Origin of the sequence: Anaeromyxobacter sp., assembly GCA_016718565.1 — a bacterium.
GTDB lineage: Bacteria > Myxococcota > Myxococcia > Myxococcales > Anaeromyxobacteraceae > JADKCZ01.
The window spans coordinates 238,931-260,118 of sequence record JADKCZ010000001.1 but is presented as its reverse complement, the minus strand read 5'-3'; the positions used below and the strand labels follow the sequence as shown (position 1 = coordinate 260,118).

General features: G+C 75.2%; 20 protein-coding genes. 11 read left to right on the top strand and 9 right to left on the bottom strand.

Translation table 11 applies throughout. The features are described 5' to 3' along the window. The first annotated feature begins 56 nt into the window (after positions 1-56). The 4 genes from IPO09_01115 to IPO09_01100 all read left to right on the top strand — a co-directional run bounded on the left by IPO09_01115 (position 57) and on the right by IPO09_01100 (position 6,829). Complete coding sequence (locus tag IPO09_01115; protein MBK9515952.1) at positions 57-416, top strand: hypothetical protein; 360 nt, start codon at positions 57-59, stop codon at positions 414-416. Continuing rightward, a complete protein-coding gene (gene metH, locus IPO09_01110; protein ID MBK9515951.1) occupies positions 413-3,862 on the top strand; it encodes a methionine synthase in 3,450 nt (1,149 codons plus the stop codon). The genes IPO09_01115 and metH overlap by 4 nt, the downstream gene beginning before the upstream one ends. An 87-nt stretch (positions 3,863-3,949) precedes the next feature. Next, positions 3,950-5,461, top strand: coding sequence for an endonuclease/exonuclease/phosphatase family protein (locus IPO09_01105; GenBank protein MBK9515950.1), 1,512 nt, complete (start codon positions 3,950-3,952; stop codon positions 5,459-5,461). A 372-nt stretch (positions 5,462-5,833) separates the two neighbouring features. Further along, positions 5,834-6,829 carry a putative Ig domain-containing protein gene (locus IPO09_01100; protein MBK9515949.1) on the top strand — a complete coding sequence of 332 codons (996 nt, stop codon included), beginning with the start codon at positions 5,834-5,836 and terminating at the stop codon, positions 6,827-6,829. A gap of 19 nt (positions 6,830-6,848) precedes the next feature. Here IPO09_01100 and IPO09_01095 read toward each other — a convergent pair whose 3' ends face one another. Both IPO09_01095 and IPO09_01090 read right to left on the bottom strand, forming a co-directional pair. Next, on the bottom strand, positions 6,849-8,468 hold the full coding sequence (locus tag IPO09_01095; GenBank protein MBK9515948.1) for a sigma-54-dependent Fis family transcriptional regulator: 1,620 nt from the start codon (positions 8,466-8,468) through the stop codon (positions 6,849-6,851). A gap of 239 nt (positions 8,469-8,707) precedes the next feature. Continuing rightward, complete coding sequence (locus IPO09_01090) at positions 8,708-9,538, bottom strand: LEA type 2 family protein (protein MBK9515947.1); 831 nt, start codon at positions 9,536-9,538, stop codon at positions 8,708-8,710. Positions 9,539-9,779: 241 nt separating this feature from the next. Between IPO09_01090 and dnaB the strand changes: the two genes are divergently transcribed. Both dnaB and IPO09_01080 read left to right on the top strand, forming a co-directional pair. Next, positions 9,780-11,192, top strand: coding sequence for a replicative DNA helicase (gene dnaB / locus IPO09_01085; protein ID MBK9515946.1), 1,413 nt, complete (start codon positions 9,780-9,782; stop codon positions 11,190-11,192). Positions 11,193-11,414: 222 nt separating this feature from the next. Beyond that, complete coding sequence (locus tag IPO09_01080) at positions 11,415-12,674, top strand: aminotransferase class I/II-fold pyridoxal phosphate-dependent enzyme (GenBank protein ID MBK9515945.1); 1,260 nt, start codon at positions 11,415-11,417, stop codon at positions 12,672-12,674. A gap of 45 nt (positions 12,675-12,719) precedes the next feature. Here IPO09_01080 and IPO09_01075 read toward each other — a convergent pair whose 3' ends face one another. The 4 genes from IPO09_01075 to IPO09_01060 form a co-directional block, all read right to left on the bottom strand. Next, positions 12,720-13,151, bottom strand: a complete 432-nt coding sequence (locus IPO09_01075; GenBank protein ID MBK9515944.1) for a hemerythrin family protein — start codon at positions 13,149-13,151, stop codon at positions 12,720-12,722. A 127-nt stretch (positions 13,152-13,278) separates the two neighbouring features. Then, positions 13,279-14,019 (bottom strand): hydroxymethylpyrimidine/phosphomethylpyrimidine kinase, encoded by a 741-nt coding sequence (locus tag IPO09_01070; GenBank protein ID MBK9515943.1) that lies wholly within the window; start codon positions 14,017-14,019, stop codon positions 13,279-13,281. After that, positions 14,019-14,765 (bottom strand): gamma-glutamyl-gamma-aminobutyrate hydrolase family protein, encoded by a 747-nt coding sequence (locus IPO09_01065; protein ID MBK9515942.1) that lies wholly within the window; start codon positions 14,763-14,765, stop codon positions 14,019-14,021. Before IPO09_01065 ends, IPO09_01070 begins: the two co-directional genes overlap by 1 nt. After that, positions 14,762-15,418, bottom strand: coding sequence for a thiamine phosphate synthase (locus IPO09_01060; protein ID MBK9515941.1), 657 nt, complete (start codon positions 15,416-15,418; stop codon positions 14,762-14,764). The genes IPO09_01065 and IPO09_01060 overlap by 4 nt, the downstream gene beginning before the upstream one ends. A 90-nt stretch (positions 15,419-15,508) precedes the next feature. On the opposite strand from IPO09_01060, the gene IPO09_01055 reads away from it, so the two are divergent. From IPO09_01055 to IPO09_01045, 3 genes are all read left to right on the top strand, one after another. After that, complete coding sequence (locus IPO09_01055) at positions 15,509-15,697, top strand: hypothetical protein (GenBank protein MBK9515940.1); 189 nt, start codon at positions 15,509-15,511, stop codon at positions 15,695-15,697. 4 nt (positions 15,698-15,701) lie between these two features. Further along, the gene (locus tag IPO09_01050) at positions 15,702-17,063 is read left to right on the top strand and encodes a trypsin-like peptidase domain-containing protein (GenBank protein MBK9515939.1); all 1,362 of its coding nucleotides are present in this window, start codon (positions 15,702-15,704) and stop codon (positions 17,061-17,063) included. An 80-nt stretch (positions 17,064-17,143) separates the two neighbouring features. Further along, positions 17,144-17,365, top strand: a complete 222-nt coding sequence (locus IPO09_01045; GenBank protein MBK9515938.1) for a DUF1844 domain-containing protein — start codon at positions 17,144-17,146, stop codon at positions 17,363-17,365. A 19-nt stretch (positions 17,366-17,384) separates the two neighbouring features. Here IPO09_01045 and IPO09_01040 read toward each other — a convergent pair whose 3' ends face one another. Genes IPO09_01040 through bioA form a run of 3 tightly spaced genes read right to left on the bottom strand, consistent with a single transcriptional unit; the run spans position 17,385 to position 19,758 of the window. Beyond that, on the bottom strand, positions 17,385-17,657 hold the full coding sequence (locus tag IPO09_01040; GenBank protein MBK9515937.1) for a hypothetical protein: 273 nt from the start codon (positions 17,655-17,657) through the stop codon (positions 17,385-17,387). A gap of 49 nt (positions 17,658-17,706) precedes the next feature. Beyond that, a complete protein-coding gene (bioD, locus tag IPO09_01035) occupies positions 17,707-18,381 on the bottom strand; it encodes a dethiobiotin synthase (GenBank protein ID MBK9515936.1) in 675 nt (224 codons plus the stop codon). 3 nt (positions 18,382-18,384) lie between these two features. Beyond that, complete coding sequence (gene bioA / locus IPO09_01030) at positions 18,385-19,758, bottom strand: adenosylmethionine--8-amino-7-oxononanoate transaminase (protein ID MBK9515935.1); 1,374 nt, start codon at positions 19,756-19,758, stop codon at positions 18,385-18,387. 218 nt (positions 19,759-19,976) lie between these two features. Between bioA and IPO09_01025 the strand changes: the two genes are divergently transcribed. Both IPO09_01025 and IPO09_01020 read left to right on the top strand, forming a co-directional pair. Then, positions 19,977-20,303 carry a heavy-metal-associated domain-containing protein gene (locus tag IPO09_01025; protein ID MBK9515934.1) on the top strand — a complete coding sequence of 109 codons (327 nt, stop codon included), beginning with the start codon at positions 19,977-19,979 and terminating at the stop codon, positions 20,301-20,303. A gap of 104 nt (positions 20,304-20,407) precedes the next feature. After that, positions 20,408-21,181 carry a GGDEF domain-containing protein gene (locus IPO09_01020; protein ID MBK9515933.1) on the top strand — a complete coding sequence of 258 codons (774 nt, stop codon included), beginning with the start codon at positions 20,408-20,410 and terminating at the stop codon, positions 21,179-21,181. The last annotated feature ends 7 nt before the right edge of the window (positions 21,182-21,188 follow it).

The following is a 21,188-nucleotide window of genomic DNA, read 5'->3' as shown; positions in this document are numbered from 1 at the left end:
AGCGCCGCCCCATCGCCTTGACCTTCCTGGTCCGGCACGCGATCCTCCCCGCCCTCATGCGCTTCCCCGCCGTCGCCTTCCTCGCCCTCGCCTCCCTGTCCCTCGCCGCCTGCGGCAACCCCTGCCAGGACCTGGGCGACCGGATCTGCTCCTGCACCGGCGGCGGCACCTCCGCCGACACCTGCCGGCAGCAGATCAAGAACCTGCTGTCCGACGCCGGCATGGACGCCACCGACGAGGCCTTCTGCTCGGAGCGCCTCGACGCCTGCAACGTGCCGACGGCGCCGGCCGGGCAGCCCGAGATCCTCTTCTGCGAGTGGATCAACACCGCCGGCGGCAAGGTGGCCTGCGGCCTGGCCAACCCGTCGGCCCGGGCCCCCGCCCCGGCCGCCTCCTTCGCGCCGGCCACGCCGTGACCTTCCGCGAGGCCATCGCCCGGCGGGTCCTGGTCTTCGACGGGGCCATGGGCACCCAGATCCAGGGCGAGCACCTCACCGCCTCGGACTTCGGGGGCAAGGAGGGGGCCAACGACCTGCTCACCCTGACCCGGCCCGACCTCATCGAGGCCATCCACGGCCGCTACTTCGCCGCCGGCTGCGACGTGGTGGAGACCAACACCTTCGGCTCCTCGCGCCTCAAGCTCGACGAGTACGAGGTGGGCCACCGCACCTACGAGGTCAACTTCCGGGCCGCCATCCTGGCCCGGCGCGCCGCCGAGCGGCACGCCACCAGCCACCACCCCCGCTTCGTGGCCGGCTCCATGGGCCCCACCGGGATGCTGCCCTCGTCCTCCGACCCGGCGCTCGGCAACATCACCGGGGACGCGCTGGAGCGGATCTACTACGAGCAGGCCAAGGGGCTCATCGAGGGCGGCGTGGACGCCCTCATCCTGGAGACCCACCAGGACATCCTGGAGCTGCGCGCCGCCGTGCTGGCGGCCGACGCCTGCCGGCGCGACTGCCTGCGCGACGTCTTCATCATCGCCCAGCCCACCCTCATCGACGCCAACGGGCGCATGCTGCTCGGCACCGACGTGGCCAGCGCGCTGGCCACGCTGGAGCGGCTGCCGGTGGACTGCATCGGCCTCAACTGCTCCACCGGCCCCGCCGAGATGCGGGCCTCGGTGCGCCTGCTGGCCGAGCGCTGCAGCCACTACGTCTCGGTGCTGCCCAACGCCGGCATGCCGGAGAACGTCGACGGCCGGGCCGTCTACCAGCTCTCGCCCGACGCCCTGGCCGACGCCCTGGGCGAGTTCGTGGCCGAGCTGGGCGTGGACATCGTGGGGGGCTGCTGCGGCACCACCCCGGCCCACATGCAGCGGGTGGTGGAGCGGGTGCGGGCCCTCTCGGCGCCGCGCCGGGTCCGCCCGGCCGTGGGCAGCGAGCTCTCCTCGGCCATGAAGGCGGTGCCCCTGACCATGGAGCCGCGCCCGCTGCTGGTGGGCGAGCGGCTCAACAGCCAGGGCTCGCGCAAGGTGAAGGAGCTGCTCATCGCCGGCGACTACCCCGGCCTGCTGCAGATCGCCCGCGGCCAGGTGGAGGCCGGCGCCCACGTCCTCGACGTCTGCGTGGCCCTCAACGAGCGCGAGGACGAGGGGGCGCAGATGCGCACCCTGGTGAAGCTGCTGGCCCAGGCGGTGGACGCGCCGCTCATGATCGACTCGACCGAGGCCGACGTCATCGAGTCGGCGCTCAAGGTCAACCCGGGGCGCTGCATCGTCAACTCCATCAACCTGGAGAAGAGCGGCGAGCGGGTCAAGAAGGTGCTGCCGCTGGTGAAGCGCTACGGCGCGGCGGTGGTCTGCATGACCATCGACGAGAAGGGCATGGCCCAGACCGCCGACCGCAAGGCCGAGATCGCGCGCCGGCTGGTGGCGGTGGCGGGCGAGTACGGGGTGGCCCCCGACTGCCTGGTCTTCGACGCCCTCACCTTCACCCTGGCCACCGGCGGCGAGGAGTACCGCCAGAGCGCCGTCGAGACGCTGGAGGGCATCCGCCGCATCAAGGCCGAGACCCCGGGCGTGCTCACCACGCTGGGCGTCTCCAACGTGAGCTTCGGCCTGGCCAAGCACGCCCGCGAGGTCGTCAACTCGGTCTTCCTCTTCCACGCCGTCAAGGCCGGCCTGGACCTGGCCATCGTCAACCCCAAGGACCTGACCCCCTACCCGGCCATCGGCCAGGCCGAGCGGCTGCTGGCCGAGGACCTGATCTTCGACCGCCGCCCCGACGCCCTGGCCCGCCTCATCGAGCACTTCGGCGACAAGGGCGCCGAGAAGGCGGCCGCCCCGGTGGAGGACCTGCTGGCCGGCAAGACCGCCGAGGAGCGGCTGCACCTCCAGATCCTGCACCGCCGCCCGGAGGGGGTGGAGCGGCTCATCGACGAGGCGCTGACCCGCCACACGCCGGTGGAGGTGCTCAACGGCGTGCTGCTGCCCGCCATGAAGGACGTGGGCGACAAGTTCGGCTCCGGCGAGCTGATCCTGCCGTTCGTGCTGCAGTCGGCCGAGGTGATGAAGAAGGCGGTCTCCTACCTGGAGAACTTCCTCGAGAAGAAGGCCGGCTCCACCAAGGGCACCATCGTGCTGGCCACCGTGTACGGCGACGTGCACGACATCGGCAAGAACCTGGTGCGCACCATCGTCTCCAACAACGGCTTCACGGTGCACGACCTCGGCAAGCAGGTGCCGGTGGCCACCATCATCGAGAAGGCGGTGGAGGTGGGCGCCGACGCCATCGGCCTCTCGGCGCTGCTGGTCTCCACCTCCAAGCAGATGCCCTTCTGCGTGGAGGAGCTGCACCGCCGCAACCTCTCCTTCCCGGTCATCATCGGCGGGGCGGCCATCAACCGGCGCTTCGGCTACAAGGCCCACTTCGCCCAGGACGGCACCCCCTACGCCGGCGGCGTCTTCTACGCCAAGGACGCCTTCGAGGGGCTGGACCTGGTGGAGGCCCTGGTCGACCCGGCCAGGCGCGCCGCCGTGAAGCAGGAGGTGCTGGAGAAGGCGCTGCGCAACAAGAACGCCCCCGCCGCCGAGCCGCCGCCGGCCCCGCCGCCCGGGGCCCGCTCGCTGGTGGCCCCGGCGCCGCACGTGCCGGCCCCGCCGTTCTGGGGCCCGCGGGTGGTGCCGGCCGGGCAGATCCCCCTCACCGACCTGTGGCCGCGCCTCGACCTCAACGAGCTCTACAAGCTGCAGTGGGGCGTGCGGGCCAAGGGGGCCGAGTACGAGCGGATGATCCGCGAGGAGTTCGCCCCCAAGCTGGAGGCCCTGAAGGCCGAGGCGCAGGAGCAGGGCTGGCTCCAGCCCAAGGTGGTCTACGGCTACTACCCGTGCCACGCCGCCGGCGACGAGCTGGTGATCCTCGACCCGCTGCACAAGACCACCGAGCTGGCCCGGCTGCGCTTCCCGCGCCAGCCCGACGAGCGGCTGCTCTGCCTGGCCGACTTCTTCCGCAGCGAGCCCGGCGCCGACGTGTGCGCCCTGCAGGTGGTGACGGTGGGCGACCACGCCTCGCGCCTGGCCGACGAGGCCAGCGCCCGCGGCGACTACTCGCGCGGCCTGTTCCTGCACGGCCTGGCCGTGGAGGTGGCCGAGGCGCTGGCCGAGCACTGGCACCGGGTGGTCAAGGGCGAGCTCGGCCTCAAGCCCGACCAGGGCAAGCGCTACAGCCCCGGCTACCCCTCCTGGCCGGAGCTCGCCGACCAGGCCCAGCTCTGGAGGCTGCTCGAGCCGGACAAGACCATCGGCGTGACCCTCACCGAGGCGCACCAGATGGTGCCGGAGCAGTCCACCAGCGCCATCGTGCTGCACCACCCCGAGGCGGTCTACTTCACCATCCGCGGACAGAGCGTGCTGGCGGGGTAGGCTGGCGTGGCGCGGCCCGCGGGCGGGGTCTCCCGCGGGGGCTGGCGGCGCCGACGGTCGGGTGACCGGCACGACCCCGGAGGCGCCATGCGACTCGTGCCTGCTCCGGTGGTGGCGCTCGCGCTGTGCGGGCTGGCCTGCGCGGCCGGGTGCGGCGGGGGTCCTGGCGACGGGCCGGCGCCCGAGGCGCTGGCCTACGCCACGCCCGCCGCCGAGTACACCCAGGGCGTGGCCATCGCGCCCAACCCGGCCACCCTGACCAACACCGCGACCACCTTCACCGCCACCCCCGCGCTCCCGGCCGGCCTCCTCCTGGACGCCGCCACGGGCCTCGTCTCCGGCACGCCGGCGGTGGCCCAGGGCCGGACCACGCACACCATCACCGCGGCCAACCGGGCGGGGGCGACGACCGCCACCCTCTCCATCCTGGTGCGGCCGCCCGGGCACCTCTCGGAGAAGGTGGTGCACTTCCACGACGACGCCGGCTGGGGCGCGGTGAGCCTCCTCTTCCGCACCGACGATGGCCCCTGGCCGGCGCCGCCCGGCGTGGCCATGACCGACGAGGGCGGCGGCTGGTTCCGCCACGTCATCCCGCAGAGCCGCACCGCCGAGCTCGCCTTCTCGGGCGGCGCCGGCCGGGTCCCCTCCCTGGCGGCCAACACCCTGCGCACCTCCTGGGAGGAGGTCTGGATCCGGGGCGGCCTGCTCTTCACCGCCGACCCCGACGCCGGCCCCGGGCCCTCCTCCGAGCTCACCATCCTCACCCTGAACCTGCACACCTACCAGGAGCTCCAGGAGCCCTCCGGCGGCAGCCAGGCCGCGAAGCTCGACCGGGTGGCCGCCGCCATCGCGGCCAGCGGCGCGGACTTCGTGGCCCTGCAGGAGTGCGCCCAGCGCGCCGGGGCCGCGGTCATCACCGACCCGCGGGCGCACCTGCGCGCCGCCGAGCCGCTCCGGGCCGACAACATGGCCTTCCTGCTCTCGCAGCGGCTCCAGGAGGGCCACGGCCTGGCCTACGACTACGCCTGGTCGTGGGCGCACTACGGCTTCACCATCTACGAGGAGGGGGTGGCCATCCTCACCAGGCACCCCATCGACGCCTTCGACGACACCTACGTCTCCACCAGCACCTCCACCGGCGACCCGCTCGGCGCCCGCAAGGTCATCCACGTCAGCTCGACCCTGCCGGGCGGGCGGGTGGTCAACCTCTTCTCGGCCCACCTCTCCTTCGGCGGACCGGAGCAGGACCGGCAGCTCGACGCCTTGCGCGGCTGGATGGCCGCCAAGGCCGGCAACGGCGCGGTGGCCTCCATCGTGGCCGGGGACTTCAACATGGACCAGGGGTCGGGCGGCTACCTGCGCATGACCTCCAGCGCCGGCGGCGACCGTCACGTGGACGCCTACTGGCTCGCCAACCCGGAGGGCTACGCCGACGCCACCATCCTGGGCGGCCAGCGCATCGACCACGTCTTCTTCGGGGCCGGCGACGGGCTCACGCCGCTCACCGGCCAGGTCTACTTCCGGGCCGGCGACGCCGCGCTGGGCGGGCGGGTCTCGGACCACGCCGGCGTCATCGTGCGGCTCAGGCTCGGTCAGTGAGCCGGTGGGCCTTGAGCTTGCGGTAGCGGGTGGCCGAGGCGCACCCGCTGGTGCCGGAGCAGTCCACCAGCGCCATCGTGCTGCACCACCCCGAGGCGGTCTCCTTCACCATCCGCGGGCAGAGCGCGCTGGCGGGGTCGCGGGCCCGGCGTCCCTCCCGCCGGGGTCACGGTGGGCTGGCCGGCGGCGGCCCCTGCGGTGGTTCGCCGCGGCTCGCAGGGACTTCACTCAGGGCGCACCCGCCCCGCCTTGGTGACCCGCTTTTCTGCGGTGCGCCGGGCGCCAGGCTGCCATGGTCGCGTGGCAGGCGTGGCCGGCTCCGCCGGCCGGACGGGCCGTCGAGCGCGGCCAGTCCCCTGCCAGGAGCCCACCATGACCTCGCGCCCCGCCCTCACCCTCGCCGCGGTCCTCTCCTCCCTGGCCGCCTGCGGCGGCGGCGGCGACTCCCAGCCCGCGGTGGAGGCGCCGAGCGGCCTCAGCTACGGCGCCTCGCCGGCCAGCTACACGGTGGGGACGGCCATCGCCCCCAGCGCCCCGACCAGCACCGGCGGCGCGGTGGTCTCCTACGCGGTGGTCCCCCCGCTGCCGGACGGCCTCAGCCTCGACGTCGCCACCGGCGTCATCTCCGGGACGCCCACGGCGGCGGCGGCCGAGGCCAGCTACGTCGTCACCGCCACCAACACCGCCGGCCACGCCTCGGCGAGCCTCCTCATCACGGTCCGGGCGCCTGCCGCCTCTCCGGTGCGGCTCGACTCCCTCACCGCCACCATGGACCCGGGCGCGCAGCGGGTCTTCACCGCCGCCGTGGAAGGGTTCGCAGACCAGTCCGTCACCTGGACCACCACCCCGGCCGGCGTCGGAGTCCTGCTGGTGCTCGACGCCTCGAGCGTCGCCTTCACGGCGCCCGCCGCCGGCGGCCAGGTGCTCCTCACGGCCACCAGCGTGGCCGACCAGACCGCCAGCGCCAGCGTCACCATCACGGTGAACGCCGCGCCGGCGCCAGTCGAGGACGTGTTCAACAACTGGAACGTCGGCGGCGTCCAGAGCGGCCCCACCAGCCCGACCACCTTCACGCTCGCGGTGGCCCGCCACGTCGTCTACTTCGACACCTACCACTACTTCAACGGCGGGGCGGCGCCCGGCCTGCTGGGGCTCCGGCACGCCGACGGCACCGAGTACGGGCCGTGGCAGGCCACCGGCGGGGTGGGCCAGGGCGGGGTCCAGAACGCCGTCTGGATCTGCCACCCCGAGGTCGACCTCCCGGCGGGCAGCTACACGGTGCTCGACTCGGGCGCCGCCACCTGGTCCTTCAACGGCGAGTCGGGCGGGGCCGGCTTCGCCCACCTGATCGCCCTGGCGCTCCCCTGAGCGGGAGCCCCCCGGCGGCTCAGCAGGCCCGGCCCGACGCCCGCGCCCGGTAGGCCTTGAGCTTCCGGTAGAGGGTGGCGGTGCCGATGCCCAGGGTGGCGGCGGTGCGCGCCTGGTTGCCGCCGTGGGCGGCCAGCGCCGCCAGGATGGCCTCGCGCTCCACCTCCTCGAGCCGCCGGGAGGCCGCCGGCCGGGCGGGGGCGTCGGGCCGGCGCAGCTCGTCGGGCAGGTCGCCCACGTCCACCCGGCTGCCGCTGGCCATGGCGGCGGCGCGCTCCAGCGCGTTCTCCAGCTCGCGCACGTTGCCCGGCCAGGGGTGGCGCTGCAGCAGCTCGCAGGCGGCCGGGGTGAGCCCGCCGAGCCGGCGCCCCATGCGGCGGGCGATGGCGCCGAGCAGCGCCCGCGCCAGCGGCAGCACGTCCTCCGGCCGCTCGCGCAAGGGCGGCACCCGCACCTCCACCACCTTGAGGCGGTAGTAGAGGTCCTTGCGGAAGCGGCCCGCCTCCACCTCTGCGCCGAGGTCGCGGTTGGTGGCCGCCACCACCCGCACGTCCACCGTGCGGCTGACGCTCTCGCCGACGCGCCGCACCTCCAGCTCCTGGATGGCGCGCAGCAGCTTGGCCTGCATGCCCAGCGAGGTCTCGCCCACCTCGTCGAGGAAGAGGGTGCCGCCGGCGGCCGCCTCGAAGAGCCCGACCCGGTCGCCGGTGGCCCCGGTGAAGGCGCCGCGGGCGTGGCCGAAGAGCTCCGACTCGAGCAGGGTCTCGGTGACGGCGCCGCAGTCCACCGGCACGAAGGGGCCGGCGGCGCGGGCCGAGCGCCGGTGCACCAGGGCGGCGATGCGCTCCTTGCCCACGCCGCTCTCGCCGGTGATGAGCACGGTGGAGTCCACCCGGGCCACCCGGCGCGCCAGGTCGAGCGCCCGCCGCATGGGCTCGCTGCGCGCCACCTCGTCGTCCTCGTCGCCGCCGGGCTCGGCCGGCACCACCAGGCGGCGCTGCTCGGCCAGGCGCCGCTCGTCGGCCAGCAGGGTGGCGGCCAGCCGCTCCAGCGAGGCGTCGAGCGTGCCCTTGTCGTAGGGCACGGGGCCGCCGGTCCACTCCTCCTTGAAGCAGCCCTCGATGCGGCAGGCCCGGTCGCCGCGCCCCACGCAGGCGGTCTCCCAGACCACCACCTCGCGCCCGTTGGCGCGCGACATGTAGCCGGCCGCGAAGGCCGTCAGCGTCCAGCAGACCGGCTCCCGGGACGGCCCCAGGTGCAGCAGGTGCTGCTCGGCCTCGTAGGAGTCGTGCCAGATGGCCTCGGCGAACGGGTGCGACCCGGGGTAGTCGGGAACCCGCTCCACCCGCACCAGCCCCTGCAGCGTGTGGAGGCGCCCGCCGGCGCGCCGCCAGTCGCGCTCCTCCACCCAGGGCAGGGCGCCGTGCATGCTCTCGGCGGTGCGCCAGCCGTGGGCGTAGCCGAAGCGGGAGAGCAGGCCGCGGGCGGCGGCGTAGCCGTGGCTGGTGATGAGCTCGGTGCGCAGGAGCCCCAGCGCCACGGCGTCCAGCAGGAGGGCGCGCTGCCCGCCAAAGCGGATGCTGCCGGGCGCGGGGCCGAGCTCCAGGAGGTCGCTGAGGTCGAGGTCGTCGAGGCGCATCCGCCTCTGTGAGACACCCGGGCCCGTCGCCACGGGCCACCGATCCATCAGGATGATTGGCCGCCCATCGAAATGACTACACCCTCATGCGACGCTGGGCGCGCGACATCATGTCGTTTCGGCTACTTGACCGACGTCAGGGGCTGGCCCGTCGTTTGCTATATGAAGTGGTGCCTCGGTCGATCCCCCTCTTCGGCCGATGATGCGCCTCGCGGCTCCCCTCCCGCGAGGCGCTTTTTTCATCTCCCGCCGGCCCGCCCGCCGATGTCGATCGGGATGGGCAGCGCGCCCAGCTTGGCCTCGCCGGTGAGCCGCACCTCCGCGCCGCCGCCCCGCGCCGCCGCCGCCGCGGTCCGCCCCGCGCCCACGAGCGAGAGCGTCACCGGGATGCGCAGCTCGCCCTGGCCGCGGGCCGGCACCGCCGACAGCCCCTCCTCGCTCGACAGCACCACCTCGCCGCCCACCGCCAGGCCGAAGCGCAGGGCGCCGTCCGGCAGCGGGAACGGGTTGGGGTTGGCCACCGCCACCCGCACGGTGAGCTCGACCTCGGTGAGCGAGGCCAGCCGCACGCCCACCCCGGCCACCCGGAAGGTGGGCAGGCCGGGCAGCGCCACCGAGCCCGAGTGCTGCACCGGCAGCGTCACCGGGCCGACCGGCGTGGCCACCGCCACCTCGCCGCCCAGCGTGTAGGCCACCGCGCCGCCGCGCTGCACCAGCTCGAGCAGGCGCGGCACCTCGGCGAAGGGCAGGCGGGCCGTGAAGCGCACCGGCGCCGAGCCCTTGGCCCGGATGGTGAGGCCGCCCTTCACCTCGCCGCGGGTCACCACCCGCCCGTCGAGCTGCAGCCAGTACCCGACCCGCGAGAGCGAGAGCCCGAAGCCGTTGGGGTTGTCGAGCCGGTGATCGAAGGCCAGCGTGGCGCCGTCGAAGTCGAGGGCCTCCACCGTGACGGCCACGAAGGTGAGGGTGGGCCGCTGGAAGGCCCCCTTGGCCAGCTCGCTCAGGCCGGCGCAGCCGGAGAGGAGGGAGGCCAGGGTGACGAGCCAGGCGAGGTGGGGGCGGGTGCGCATGTGGTGAATCCTCCCGTGGGGGCGGCATGATACCCCCGGCGCCGGCGCGGGGCCTCCAGGGGCGGGACGCCAGGGCCGCCGCCGCCCCGCCTGCCCCATCGCGCCCTCCCCGCCCCATCCCCGGGCCGTCCACCGCGTTTCCACCGGCCATCCACCGACTCATGCCCCGAGAATTCCGACGTTTTCCACCGATCACCCACGATGCGCGTCGTCAGGGGCGGGTGCTAGGTTGCCCGCCTCCATGGCCGACAACGAGCTCTCCCGGAAGCCCGACGGCGCGCCGGTCCCGATGCGCGGGGCGCGCGACCTCCCCCACAACGTCGAGGCCGAGCAGGCGGTGCTCGGGGCGCTGCTCCTCGACGAGCGGGCCTTCGATCTGGTGGCGGCCTTCCTGCGCACCGGCGACTTCTACCTGCTGGCCCACCAGCACGTGTACGCCGCCTGCGAGGAGCTGGCCAAGGAGTCGCAGGCCGTCGACCCGGTGCTGGTGAACAACCGGCTCGACGCGCGCGGCCTGCTGGGCAGCGCCGTGCCCAAGGAGCTGGTCTTCGGCCTGGCCCGCGGCGTGGGCGTCACCGGCAACGTCATCCACTACGCCCGCGTGGTCCAGGACCTGGCGCGCGGCCGCAAGATGATGCTGACCGCCCAGCGGGTGGTGGAGCAGGGCTACGAGGCGGGCGCCAACGTCCAGCACTTCCTCGACTCCGCGCAGCAGGAGGTGTTCGGCGCGGCCCAGGGCTCGTCGATCGAGACGCTGAAGAAGATCGGCGAGCCGATGATGCGGGCCGTCGAGAACCTGGAGGCGGTGCAGAAGCGGGTCATGGCGGGCGAGTCGCCCATCACCGGCGTGCCCACCGGCATCGCCTCGCTCGACAAGAACACCCTGGGGCTGCAGCCCGGCACGCTCACCGTGCTGGCGGCCCGCCCCTCGGTGGGCAAGACCGCCTTCGCCCTCAACATCGCGGCGGCCGCCGCCACCCGCTTCGGCAAGAAGGTGGCCTTCTTCTCGCTGGAGATGCCCTCCGACCAGCTGGCCCTGCGCGTGCTGGCCTCCGAGGCCAAGCTCGACTGGCGCAAGATCACCCAGGGGCAGCTGGGGCGGTACGAGTGGGACAAGATCGCGGTGCACGCCGACCGCATCTCCCAGTCCAGCCTCTGGCTCGACGACAACTTCGTGCTCACCCCGGTGGAGCTGCGCTCCAAGTGCCGCAAGATCCAGCGCGAGAGCGGCCTGGACCTGGTGATGGTCGACTACCTCCAGCTCATGCACGCCCCCAGCGACCGGGCCAGCCAGTCGCGCGAGCAGGAGATCGCCACCATCTCGCGGTCCCTCAAGGCGCTGGCCAACGAGCTCAAGATCCCCATCGTGGCGCTGTCGCAGCTCAACCGCTCGGTGGAGAAGCGCAAGGGCGAGCCCCCCATGCTCTCCGACCTGCGCGAGTCCGGCGCCATCGAACAGGACGCCGACATCGTCATGTTCCTCCACCGGCAGGAGGAGGAGGACAAGGAGCAGGCCGGGCCGCCCGCCGACACCCAGCAGGTGCAGCTCATCATCGCCAAGCAGCGCCAGGGGCCGGTGGGGGTCATCGACCTGGTCTTCTTCCGCACCAACACCTTCTTCGCGGAGATGGAGCGCCGGCGCGACGGGCCGTAGGGCGATTCCGTTCGCCCCGAGCCGAGGGCCCCAGGCCCGGAGTCGAGGGGCGCCCCACGTGCCGGGCCGGCCGCGCCACCGCTCCGCTCCACCGGACGCACCGCCGCCCGTCCGCCCGGGCGGACCCCTCCGCCGCAGCGGTCGAATCGCCGCCGCCCCCCAAGTGGGCGGGCGCGGCGGGCGCGGCCGCGGCGCAGCATCACGGGCGCACGGAGGTGCGCCATGCCAGGTCCCCGCCCGCTCTCGCCGCAGACCCTGATCTTCGAGAAGGGGTACGACCCGCAGCGCTCCGAGGGCGCGGCGGTGCCGCCGGTCTTCCGCACCTCGACCTTCATCTTCAAGCGCGCCGCCGACGGCAAGCGGGCCTTCGAGATCGCCTACGGCCTGCGCCCGCGCGGCGAGGGCGAGAGCCCGGCGCTCATCTACACGCGGGTCAACAACCCCAACAGCGAGATCGTGGAGGACCGGGCGGTGGCCTGGGACGGCGCCGAGGCGGCCGCCCTCTTCTCCTCCGGCATGGGGGCCATCTCCTCGGCCTGCCTGGCCTTCCTCCGGCCCGGCGACACGCTGCTCTTCTCCGACCCCATCTACGGCGGCACCGAGTACCTCTTCCGCCGCATCCTGCCGGAGTTCGGCGTCACCACCGTGCCCTTCCCGTCGGGCGCCGACGAGGCGGCGCTGGAGCGGCTGGTGGCCCAGCACGGCGCGCCCCGCATCGTCTTCATCGAGTCGCCCGCCAACCCGACCATGCAGCTGTGCGACATGGCGGCGGCGCGGCGGGTGGCCGACCGCCACGCCACCCCGGGGCGCCCCTCGCTGGTGCTGGTGGACAACACCTTCCTCGGCCCCATCTTCTCCCGGCCGCTGGCCCACGGCGCCGACCTGGTCCTCTACTCGGCCACCAAGTTCTTCGGCGGCCACTCCGACCTGGTGGCCGGCCTGGCCATGGGCAGCGCCAGGCTGATCGGGGCGGTCAAGGTGATGCGCACCATCCTCGGCTCCAACTCCGACCCCGACACCGCCTGGCTCATCCACCGCTCGCTGGGCACGCTGCAGCTGCGCATGGAGAAGCAGCAGGAGAACGCGCAGCGGCTGGTGGCCATGCTGCGCGCCCACCCGGCCGTGGCGCGCGTCTATTACCCCGGGCTGCCCGAGATGGGCGAGGCGCAGGTGGCGCTGTGGCGCCTCCAGTGCACCGGGGCCGGCAGCCTGGTGAGCTTCGACGTCCGCGGCGGCGAGGCCGAGGCCTTCGCGGTGCTGGACGCGGTGCGCCACATGCGGCTGGCGGTCAGCCTGGGCGGCATCGAGACGCTCATCGAGCACCCCTGGTCGATGACCCACGCCGACATGACGCCGGAGGAGAAGCGCACCGCCGGCTTCAGCGACGCCATGATCCGGCTCTCGGTGGGGCTGGAGGACCCCGAGGACCTGGCCGACGACCTGGACCGGGCGCTGCGCGGGGCCGCCCCCCCGGCCGGCTGACCGCGGCGCGGGGCCGGTCGCGACCGGCGGCGCCGCTGCGGCCGCTCAGCCCCGCGTCGCCGGGGGAGCCGGGTAGGCCGGCTCCTCGGCCTCGGTGCCGTCGAGCCAGGTGGTGTAGCGCCGGTCGGTGCCGAGGATGTGGGCCTGCAGCCAGGTGCGGGCCAGGTCCACCGCCGCGCGGGTCGGCAGGCCGGGCCGGGACTCCAGCAGCGCCACCTCGCGCACGAAGGCGCGGTGCTCCACCTGGTGGGCCGGCAGGTCCGGGTAGCCCACCGCGTCGAGGAACTCCTCCTCGTTGGTGAAGTGGAGCTCGGCGTAGCGCCTGAGCTCGCCCAGCGCCGCGCGGGCGATCAGGTCGTCTCCCAGCCGGACGCCGGCCTCCAGCGCCCTGAGCAGGGCGAAGAAGGTCTGGTGCTCCTGGTCGACGCCGGGGATGCCCAGGCGGTAGGCGTCGGACCACTGGTAGGTGTCGGTCATCGGGCGTGGGCTCCGGTCGGGCGCGGCGGTCGGCGCCCCTCAAGGTTCCCAGCCGGACCGGCCCGTCGGCAAGACCATGAAGGGCCGGGCTGGCGCCGATCCGCCGCGGCGAAGTGCCGCGGCGGCGTCACCCGGCGGCGGCGTCCAGGTAGCGCTCCACCACCAGCCTGGCCCCGCGCACCGCGTCCTCCAGCGAGGCGCCCTGCGCCAGCAGGCCGGCGATGGCCGAGGCCAGCCGGCAGCCGGTGCCGCGCGCCGTGCCGGGGCGGCGCGTCCCCTCGAACCGCGTCACCCGGCGCGCCTCGACCAGCAGGTCCACCGGCGCCCCCTCCCGGTGGCCGCCCTTCACCAGCACCGCCCGCGCGCCGAGCCGGCGCGCCGCCTTGACCGCGGCGGCGTCGCTCCCGACGTCCAGGCCGGTCAGCGCCGCCAGCTCCGGCAGGTTGGGGGTGGCCAGGCGGGCCCGCGCCAGCAAGGGCGCCAGCGCCTCGAAGGGCGTGGCGCCGCCGCAGTCCAGCAGCTGGGTGCCGGAGGTGGAGAGGAGCACCGGGTCGAGCACCAGCGGCACCCTGGCCAGGTCGGCGGCGGTCAGCCGGCGGCACAGGGCGGCCGCCAGGCCGGCGGTGCCGAGCATGCCGGTCTTCACCGCCCGCGGCCGCTCCCCGGCCCCCTCCAGCAGCGCGTCGACCTGCGCCAGCAGCAGGTCCTCGGGCACCGGGCTCCAGCCCTTCACCCCGGCCGGACCCTGGGCGGTGAGCGCGGCCGCCACCGGCCAGCCCCGCGCCCCCACCGCGTGCAGCGCCTCCAGGTCGGCCGCCAGGCCGGCCCCCGCCGTGGGATCCAGCCCGGCCACCAGCAGCACCCGCATCAGGTCCTCCGGGCGGCCTCGACCAGGCCGCGGTAGATGGCCGCGTGGCGCGGCTCGTGGCGGGCCGCCGCCTCGGGGTGCCACTGCACCCCCAGCGCGAAGGCCGGGCCGGCCAGCTCCAGGGCCTCGACCACGCCGTCCGGCGCCAGCGCCGAGACCACCACCCCGGCGCCCGGCGCCCGCACCGCCTGGTGGTGCGTCGAATTCACCATGAGTGGACCGGCCCCCACCAGCCCGGCCAGCCGGGTGCCCGGCGCCACCTCCACCAGGTGCGAGGGCACGTCCTTGGGCGCCGGCTGCTCGTGGCGCAGGCCCGCGACCCGGCGGCCCGGCGGCGCGCCGTCCGGCCCGGCCGGGCCCAGGTCGGCCACCAGGTCCTGCCAGAGCGCCCCGCCGCGGGCCACCGCCATGAGCTGCATCCCGCCGCACACGCCCAGCACCGGCAGGCCGGCCGCCAGCGCCGCCTGCAGCAGGGCCAGCTCGGCCCGGGTCCGCTCCGGCCTGCTCGGCCCGCAGGCCGGGCGGCGCGCCTCGCCGTACAGCTCGGGCGGCACGTCGAAGGCGCCGCCGCTGATCACCAGCCCGTCGAGCGCGGCCAGGGTCTCGGCCGCCAGCGCCGCCAGGTGCGGCAGGAGGAGCGGCAGCCCGCCGGCCTCGGCCACCGCGTCCACGTAGGCGCGGCCGAGCAGGTAGCGGTCGCCCGCCTGGTCGGCGTCGAGCGTCAGGCCGATGCGCGGGCGGCTCACCTTCGCCCCCGGCCGGCCTCGAAGGCGGCCGCCAGCGCCCGCGCCCGCGCCGCCGGGTCGGGCCCGTCGAAGAGCGCGCCGATGACGGCCGCCGCCGCAGCGCCGGCCTGGGCCACCTCCGCGATCCCCTCCAGGCCGATGCCGCCGATGGCCACCAGCGGCGCCGGCAGCGCGGCCGCCACCTCGCGCAGCGCGGCCAGGCCGCGCGGCGCCACCGCGATGGCCTTGCTGGCGGTGGCGAAGACCGGGCCGAAGCCGACGTGGTCGGCGCCGGCGGCCAGGGCGGCCTGCCCGTCGGCCAGGGTGCGGGTGGAGCGGCCCACCAGCAGGTCCGGCCCCATGAGCGCCCGCGCCTCCGCCACCGGCAGGTCCTCGTCGCCCAGGTGCACCCCGTCGGCGCCGGCCAGCAGCGCCAGGTCGGCCCGGTCGTTGACGATCACCAGGGCCCGGCCGGCCGCCAGCGCCACCACCCGGCGGGCCGCCTCCAGCACCTGGCCGGCGGGCGCGTCCTTCACCCGCAGCTGCACCACCCGGGCGCCGCCCGACAGCGCCGCCCCGGCCTGCGCCACCGGGTCGGCGCCGCCCACGATGGCGTACAGGCCGGAGAGGCGCGACAGGCGCGCGGCGCGCGCGGCGGAGGGCGGGAGGGGCATGCTCCCCGGCGGGGTAGCACGCCGCTTGACGGCCCGGCAAGGCGCCGCATAAGGTCCGCGCACTTCACGGCAGCCCGAGGTCCCCCACACATGGCCGAGACGTTCGAGACGAAGCAGATCGACAAGCGCGTGGTCACCCGCTACCTGCGCAAGGGCCTCGTGGACGAGAAGGCCTACGCCGCCCACCTGAAGGCCCTGCCCGACCTGGAGAACCAGGTGCTGGAGATGGACGCCGCCCTCGACGACGACGACCTCGACGACGAGGACGACGCGGAGTAACGCCGTGACGGCCCGGCCCCTGCTCGCCGCGGCCCTGATCCTCGCCGCCTCTGCGGCGAGCGCGCGGGAGGTCCTGCCCCGCGCCGAGTCCACCCCGATCGCCGCACGCCGCACCCCGGTGGTCGCCGCCGTGGAGAAGGTGCGCGGGGCGGTGGTCAACGTCTCCGCCGAGGAGCTGGTCCGCATCCGCGTGCCCTCGCGGCAGGGGGCGGCCAGCGGGCTGTTCGAGGACTTCTTCTCGCGCCCCCGCACCCGCAAGGGCTACGCCGTCACCTCGCTCGGCTCGGGCGTGATCGTCTCGCCCGACGGCTACCTGCTCACCAACAACCACGTGGTCGAGCGCGGCGCCCGCTTCCGCGTCGGGCTGGCCGACGGCCGCGACCTGCTGGCCAAGGTGGTGGGCACCGACCCGGCCGCCGACCTGGCGGTGCTCAAGCTGGAGACCCGGGAGCGGCTCCCCTTCGCCGCCATGGGCCGCTCCGAGGAGCTGCTCATCGGCGAGACGGTGCTGGCCATCGGCAACCCCTTCGGCCTCTCGCACACCGTCACCACCGGGGTGGTCTCGGCCCTGCACCGCAACTTCCGGGCCGGCGAGCGCATGCTCTTCGACTTCATCCAGACCGACGCCTCGATCAACCCCGGCAACTCGGGCGGGCCGCTGCTCGACATCGAGGGGCGGCTGGTGGGCATCAACACCGCCATCCTGGGCGAGCGCAGCGCCGGCATCGGCTTCGCCATCCCCATCGACCGGGCCCGCCGCATCGCCGAGGACCTGATCACCCACGGCGAGGTGCGCGAGGGCTACCTGGGGCTCTCGGTGGCCGACCTGCCGGCCCGCGACGGCGCCGCGGTGGGCGCCTCGGGCGGCGTGGAGGTCACCGCGGTGGACCCGGGCTCGCCGGCCGAGAAGGCCGGGGTGCGGCGCGGCGACGTCGTCGAGGCGCTCGACGGCGCGCCGCCCGAGCTGGCCGAGGAGGTGAAGTTCCGGCTGCGCGACCTGGCCATCGGCGGGGCGGCCCGGCTCGACCTCCGGCGCGGCGCCGCCCGGCTGCAGGTGGTGGTGGCGGCGGTGGAGCTCTCGCCGCAGCGGGCCGAGCAGCTGGTGCAGCGGCGCGTCGGCCTGGCGCTCGAGCAGGTCAAGGCCGCCGGCGGCACGGTGCTGGCGGTGCGCGCCGTCACCAAGGGCAGCCCGGCGGCCACCAGCGGCATCGTCCAGGGGGACCTGGTGCGCGAGGTGAACGGGGCCGAGGTCTCCACCCTCGACGAGTTCCGCCGCGGCGCCTCCTCGGCCCGCCGCACCGGGCAGCTGGTGGTGCTGGTGCAGCGCGGCTACGCCGCCGAGCGGATCGCCTTCGATCTCGACTAGGCTCACCCCGATCGCCCCGCCCGGAGGACGCCGTGACCGACCCGAAGCCGTCGCCCCTGCTCGACTTCACCACCTTCCTCATGGGGCTGGGCTCCTCGGCCTTCATCCACCTGGGCGACGCGCCCCACCCCGAGACCGGCGCGGCCCAGGCCCCGGACCTGACCCTGGCGCAGCAGACCATCGACGTGCTGGCCATGCTGCGCGAGAAGACGCGCGGCAACCTGACGGCCGACGAGGAGGCGCTCTTCGACCACCTGCTGCGCGACGTGCGGCTGCGCTTCGTGGAGAAGACGCGCGGCTGAGCGGCGCCCCGGCCCGGCGCTACAGCCCGGCCTGCAGCATGGCGTCGGCCAGCCGGCGGATCAGCTCGCGGCGGACCACCCGGCGGGTGCGCGACAGCGCGTTGGGATCGCGGCGGGCGCGCCGCCCCACCCGGCGGCGGGCGCACTCCACCACCCAGGCGATGCGGCGCGAGTCCAGGCGCGGGGCGCGGGTGCGCTCCTCGAGGAAGAACCCGAGTCCGCGCTCGTCCAGCATCCGGAAGAGGGCACGCCTCGCCTGGGAGACGAGCGTGAGGTCGACGACGTTCGGCACGCAGGGATCTCTAGGATCGATCCGGCGACCGATCCAATTTTCGCCACGCTCACGAAAACTGGACTTTGCCGCGCAGCGCGGATCGCAGTTTCGCTTCTCTCCCAGCGATATCGGCGCAGTACGGCAGGCTGGCCAGCACCACCAGGCCGGTCAGCCTGGCCAGCTCGGCGGCGTTCTCGGGCACCGAGGGGTCGTCGTCGGGCGAGGTGCGGTTGAGCACGATCCCGGCCAGCCGAAGCCGGCGCGCCCGCAGCGCCTCCACCGTGAGCGCGGTGTGGTTCACCGTGCCGAGGCCGGCCCGCGCCACCACCAGCACCGGCAGCCCCAGGGCCACCATCAGGTCGGCGTAGGTCTCGGTGGGGGTGAGCGGCACCAGCAGGCCACCGGCCCCCTCCACCAGCAGGGCCTGGTGGCGGGCCGCCAGCGCCCGCGCCGCGTCCACCAGGGCGGAGAGCGAGATGGTCACCCCGGCCAGCCGCGCCGCCACCCCGGGTGCCAGCGGGGCGGCGAAGCTGTGCGGGCAGACCAGCGCGGGCGGGTCGCCGCCGCCGGCCGCGGCGGCCAGGCGCTCGGCGTCGCTCGCGACGCCCGGGGTCACGCCGGACTGGGCCGGCTTCATGACGCCCACGTCCAGCCCGTCCTGGCGCGCGCCCGACACCAGGGCGCAGGCCACCTCGGTCTTGCCGACCCCGGTGTCGGTGGCGGTGACGAAGAGGCCGCGCATCGCTCAGGCCCGGGCCGTGACCTGCTCGATGGCGGCCCGGGTGATGCCGGCCAGCCGGGCCAGCTCCGCCTCGGTCATGGCCAGCGGCGGCATGAGCACCACCACGTTGCCGAGCGGCCGCAGGATGGCCCCGAGCGGCCGGGCCGCCAGGCAGACCTGGTGCCCCACCCGGAGCGCGTAGTCGTATTCGGCCTTGCTGGCCCGGTCGCGCACCAGCTCGATGCCCACCATCAGGCCGCGCTGCCGGAGCTCGCCCACGTGCGGGTGGGCCTGGAGCGGCGCCAGGGCCGCCGCCAGCGCGGCCGCCCTGGACGGCAGCCCCTCGACCACCCGCCTCGAGGTCATGAGCTTGAGGGAGGCGGTGGCCACCGCGCAGGCCAGCGGGTTGCCGGCGTAGGTGTGGCCGTGGAAGAAGGTCCGCTTCGACTCGAACGGCCCGAGGAAGGAGCGGAAGACCTCCTCGGTGGCCAGCGTGGCGGCCAGCGGCAGGTAGCCGCCGGTGAGCCCCTTGGCCACCGTCATCAGGTCCGGCCGGACGCCCTCCTGCTCCACCGCGAACATGGTGCCGGTGCGCCCGAAGCCGGTGGCCACCTCGTCGCAGACCAGCAGCGCCCCCTCGCGGTCGCACAGCTGGCGCAGCCGGCGCAGGTAGCCGGGCGGCTGGGTGATCATGCCGTCGGCCCCCTGCACCAGCGGCTCCACCACCAGCGCGGCGATCTTCCCCGGCCGCTCGGCGAAGATCCGCTCCACCTCGCCGGCGCAGGCCAGGCCGCACGACGGCAGGGCCTTCCCGAGCGGGCAGCGGTAGCAGTACGGCTGCGGCGCGTGGTGCACGTCGAAGAGCAGCGGGGCGAAGAGGCGGTGGAACAGGTCCATGCCCCCCACCGACACCGCCCCCAGGGTGTCGCCGTGGTAGCCGCCGGAGAGCGCCACGAACTCGCGCCGATCCAGGTCGCCGCGCAGCTGGTGGTGCTGGTAGGCCATCTTGACGGCGACCTCCACCGCGGTGGCCCCGGCGTCGGAGAAGAAGACCCGGGTCAGCCCCGCCGGCAGGTGGCGCACCAGCTCCTCGGCGCACTCGATGGAGGCGGTGGAGGCCAGCCCCAGCAGCGTGCTGTGGGCCACCCGGTCGAGCTGGGCGCGCACCGCCTCGTCCAGCTCCGGCACCCGGTGGCCGTGCACGTTGCACCAGAGGGAGGAGACGCCGTCGAGGTAGCGGCGGCCGAGCGTGTCGGTGAGGTACACGCCGTCGGCCGAGTCCACGATGAGCGGATCCTCCTCGAGCCAGCCCTCCATCTGGGTGAAGGGGTGCCAGAGGTGGCGGTGATCGGCCTCGGCGAGCCGCTGGTGGCGCGCCAGGCGCGCGTCGTCGGTCATGGCGGGCGGAGGCTAGCGCGTCAGGGTCGCCGGGGAGAAGCAGGTCGGCCGGCCCACCGCCGGACCGGCCCCGCGGCCCCGGCCGGTCAGCGGTCGCTTGCACCCGCCGCGGGGCGGCGTTTGCGACCTTCCGCCACATGCGCCCCCCGGGGCGAGGGACTTCCCGCCGGCCCCCCCGCCGCCTTACACATGGGGTTCACCCCACGAGGTCCCCCCCGATGAAGACGCTCGCCGCCCTGCTCGCCGCCCTGCTGCTCCCCACCCTCGCGCTCGCCGCCGAGGCCCAGGCCGCCGCGCCCGCCGCGGCCGAGGTGAAGCCGGCCGACGCCAAGGTCACCATCCCGGTGGGTGGGATGACCTGCGGCGGCTGCGTCAACAACGTGGGCTCCTCCCTGAAGAAGCTGGACGGGGTGAAGACCGTGGAGGTGAACCTGGAGCAGAAGAAGGCCTTCGTCACCTACGACGCCTCCAAGGTGACCGCCAAGCAGCTGGTGGCCGCCATCAGCGAGGCCGGGTTCGAGCCCGGCGTGCCGGCCGTGAACTGAGCGGCCGTGACGAGATCCCCTCGCGGCCGCTGAGCCGCCGGTCCGGGGCGCCGGCGAGCGGCCGCGGGAGCGCGCCACCGCCCGCGGTGCGGTAGGTTGGCGCCATGAGGTCCTCACCCGCGCTCCGCCGCAGCCCCCCGCCGCGCCGCGCGTTCCTGGTCGCCCTGGCCCTGCCCGGGCTGGCCGCCGGGGCCGCCCTGGCCGCCGGCCACGCCGCCGGCACCATCGCCGTCAGCGAGGCCGCCGGCTTCCTCCCCACCGTGCCGCCGGGGCTGCCCGGCCTGCTCGGCGCCCTGGCCGCCGGGCTGCTGGTGGCGCAGGGCGTGGTGCTGCACCGGCTGCGCCGACGCGTCGAGACGGCCCACCTGCAGGCGGCCGCCCTCTCCATCACCGACGAGCTGACCGGCGCCGGCACCCGCCGCTTCGTGCTGGAGCGGCTGGCCGACGAGTTGGGCCGCGCCCGCCGCTACGGCCGCGCCCTCTCGCTGGCGCTGGTGGACCTCGACGGCATCGCCCGCATCAACCAGGCGGTCGGGAGCGACGGCGGCGACGCGGTGCTGCGCGCCATGGCCGGCGCGGTGCGGGCGCGGCTGCGCCGCTCCGACGCGGTGGGCCGGCTGCGCGACGACGAGCTGCTGGTGCTCCTGCCCGAGACCGACGCGGTGGGGGCGCAGGTCATCGCCGAGCGGCTCCGCGCGGCGGTGGCCTCGCTGCAGGTGCTGCACGCCGGCATCACCCTGCAGGCCACCTGCTCGGTGGGCGTGGCGGCCTACGCGCCGGCCGAGGAGCGCGAGCCGCCCGAGGCCGAGGCGCTGCTCCGGCGCGCCGACGAGGCGCTCTTCCGCGCCAAGGCCGACGGCCGCAACCGCGTGGCCTAGCAGGCAG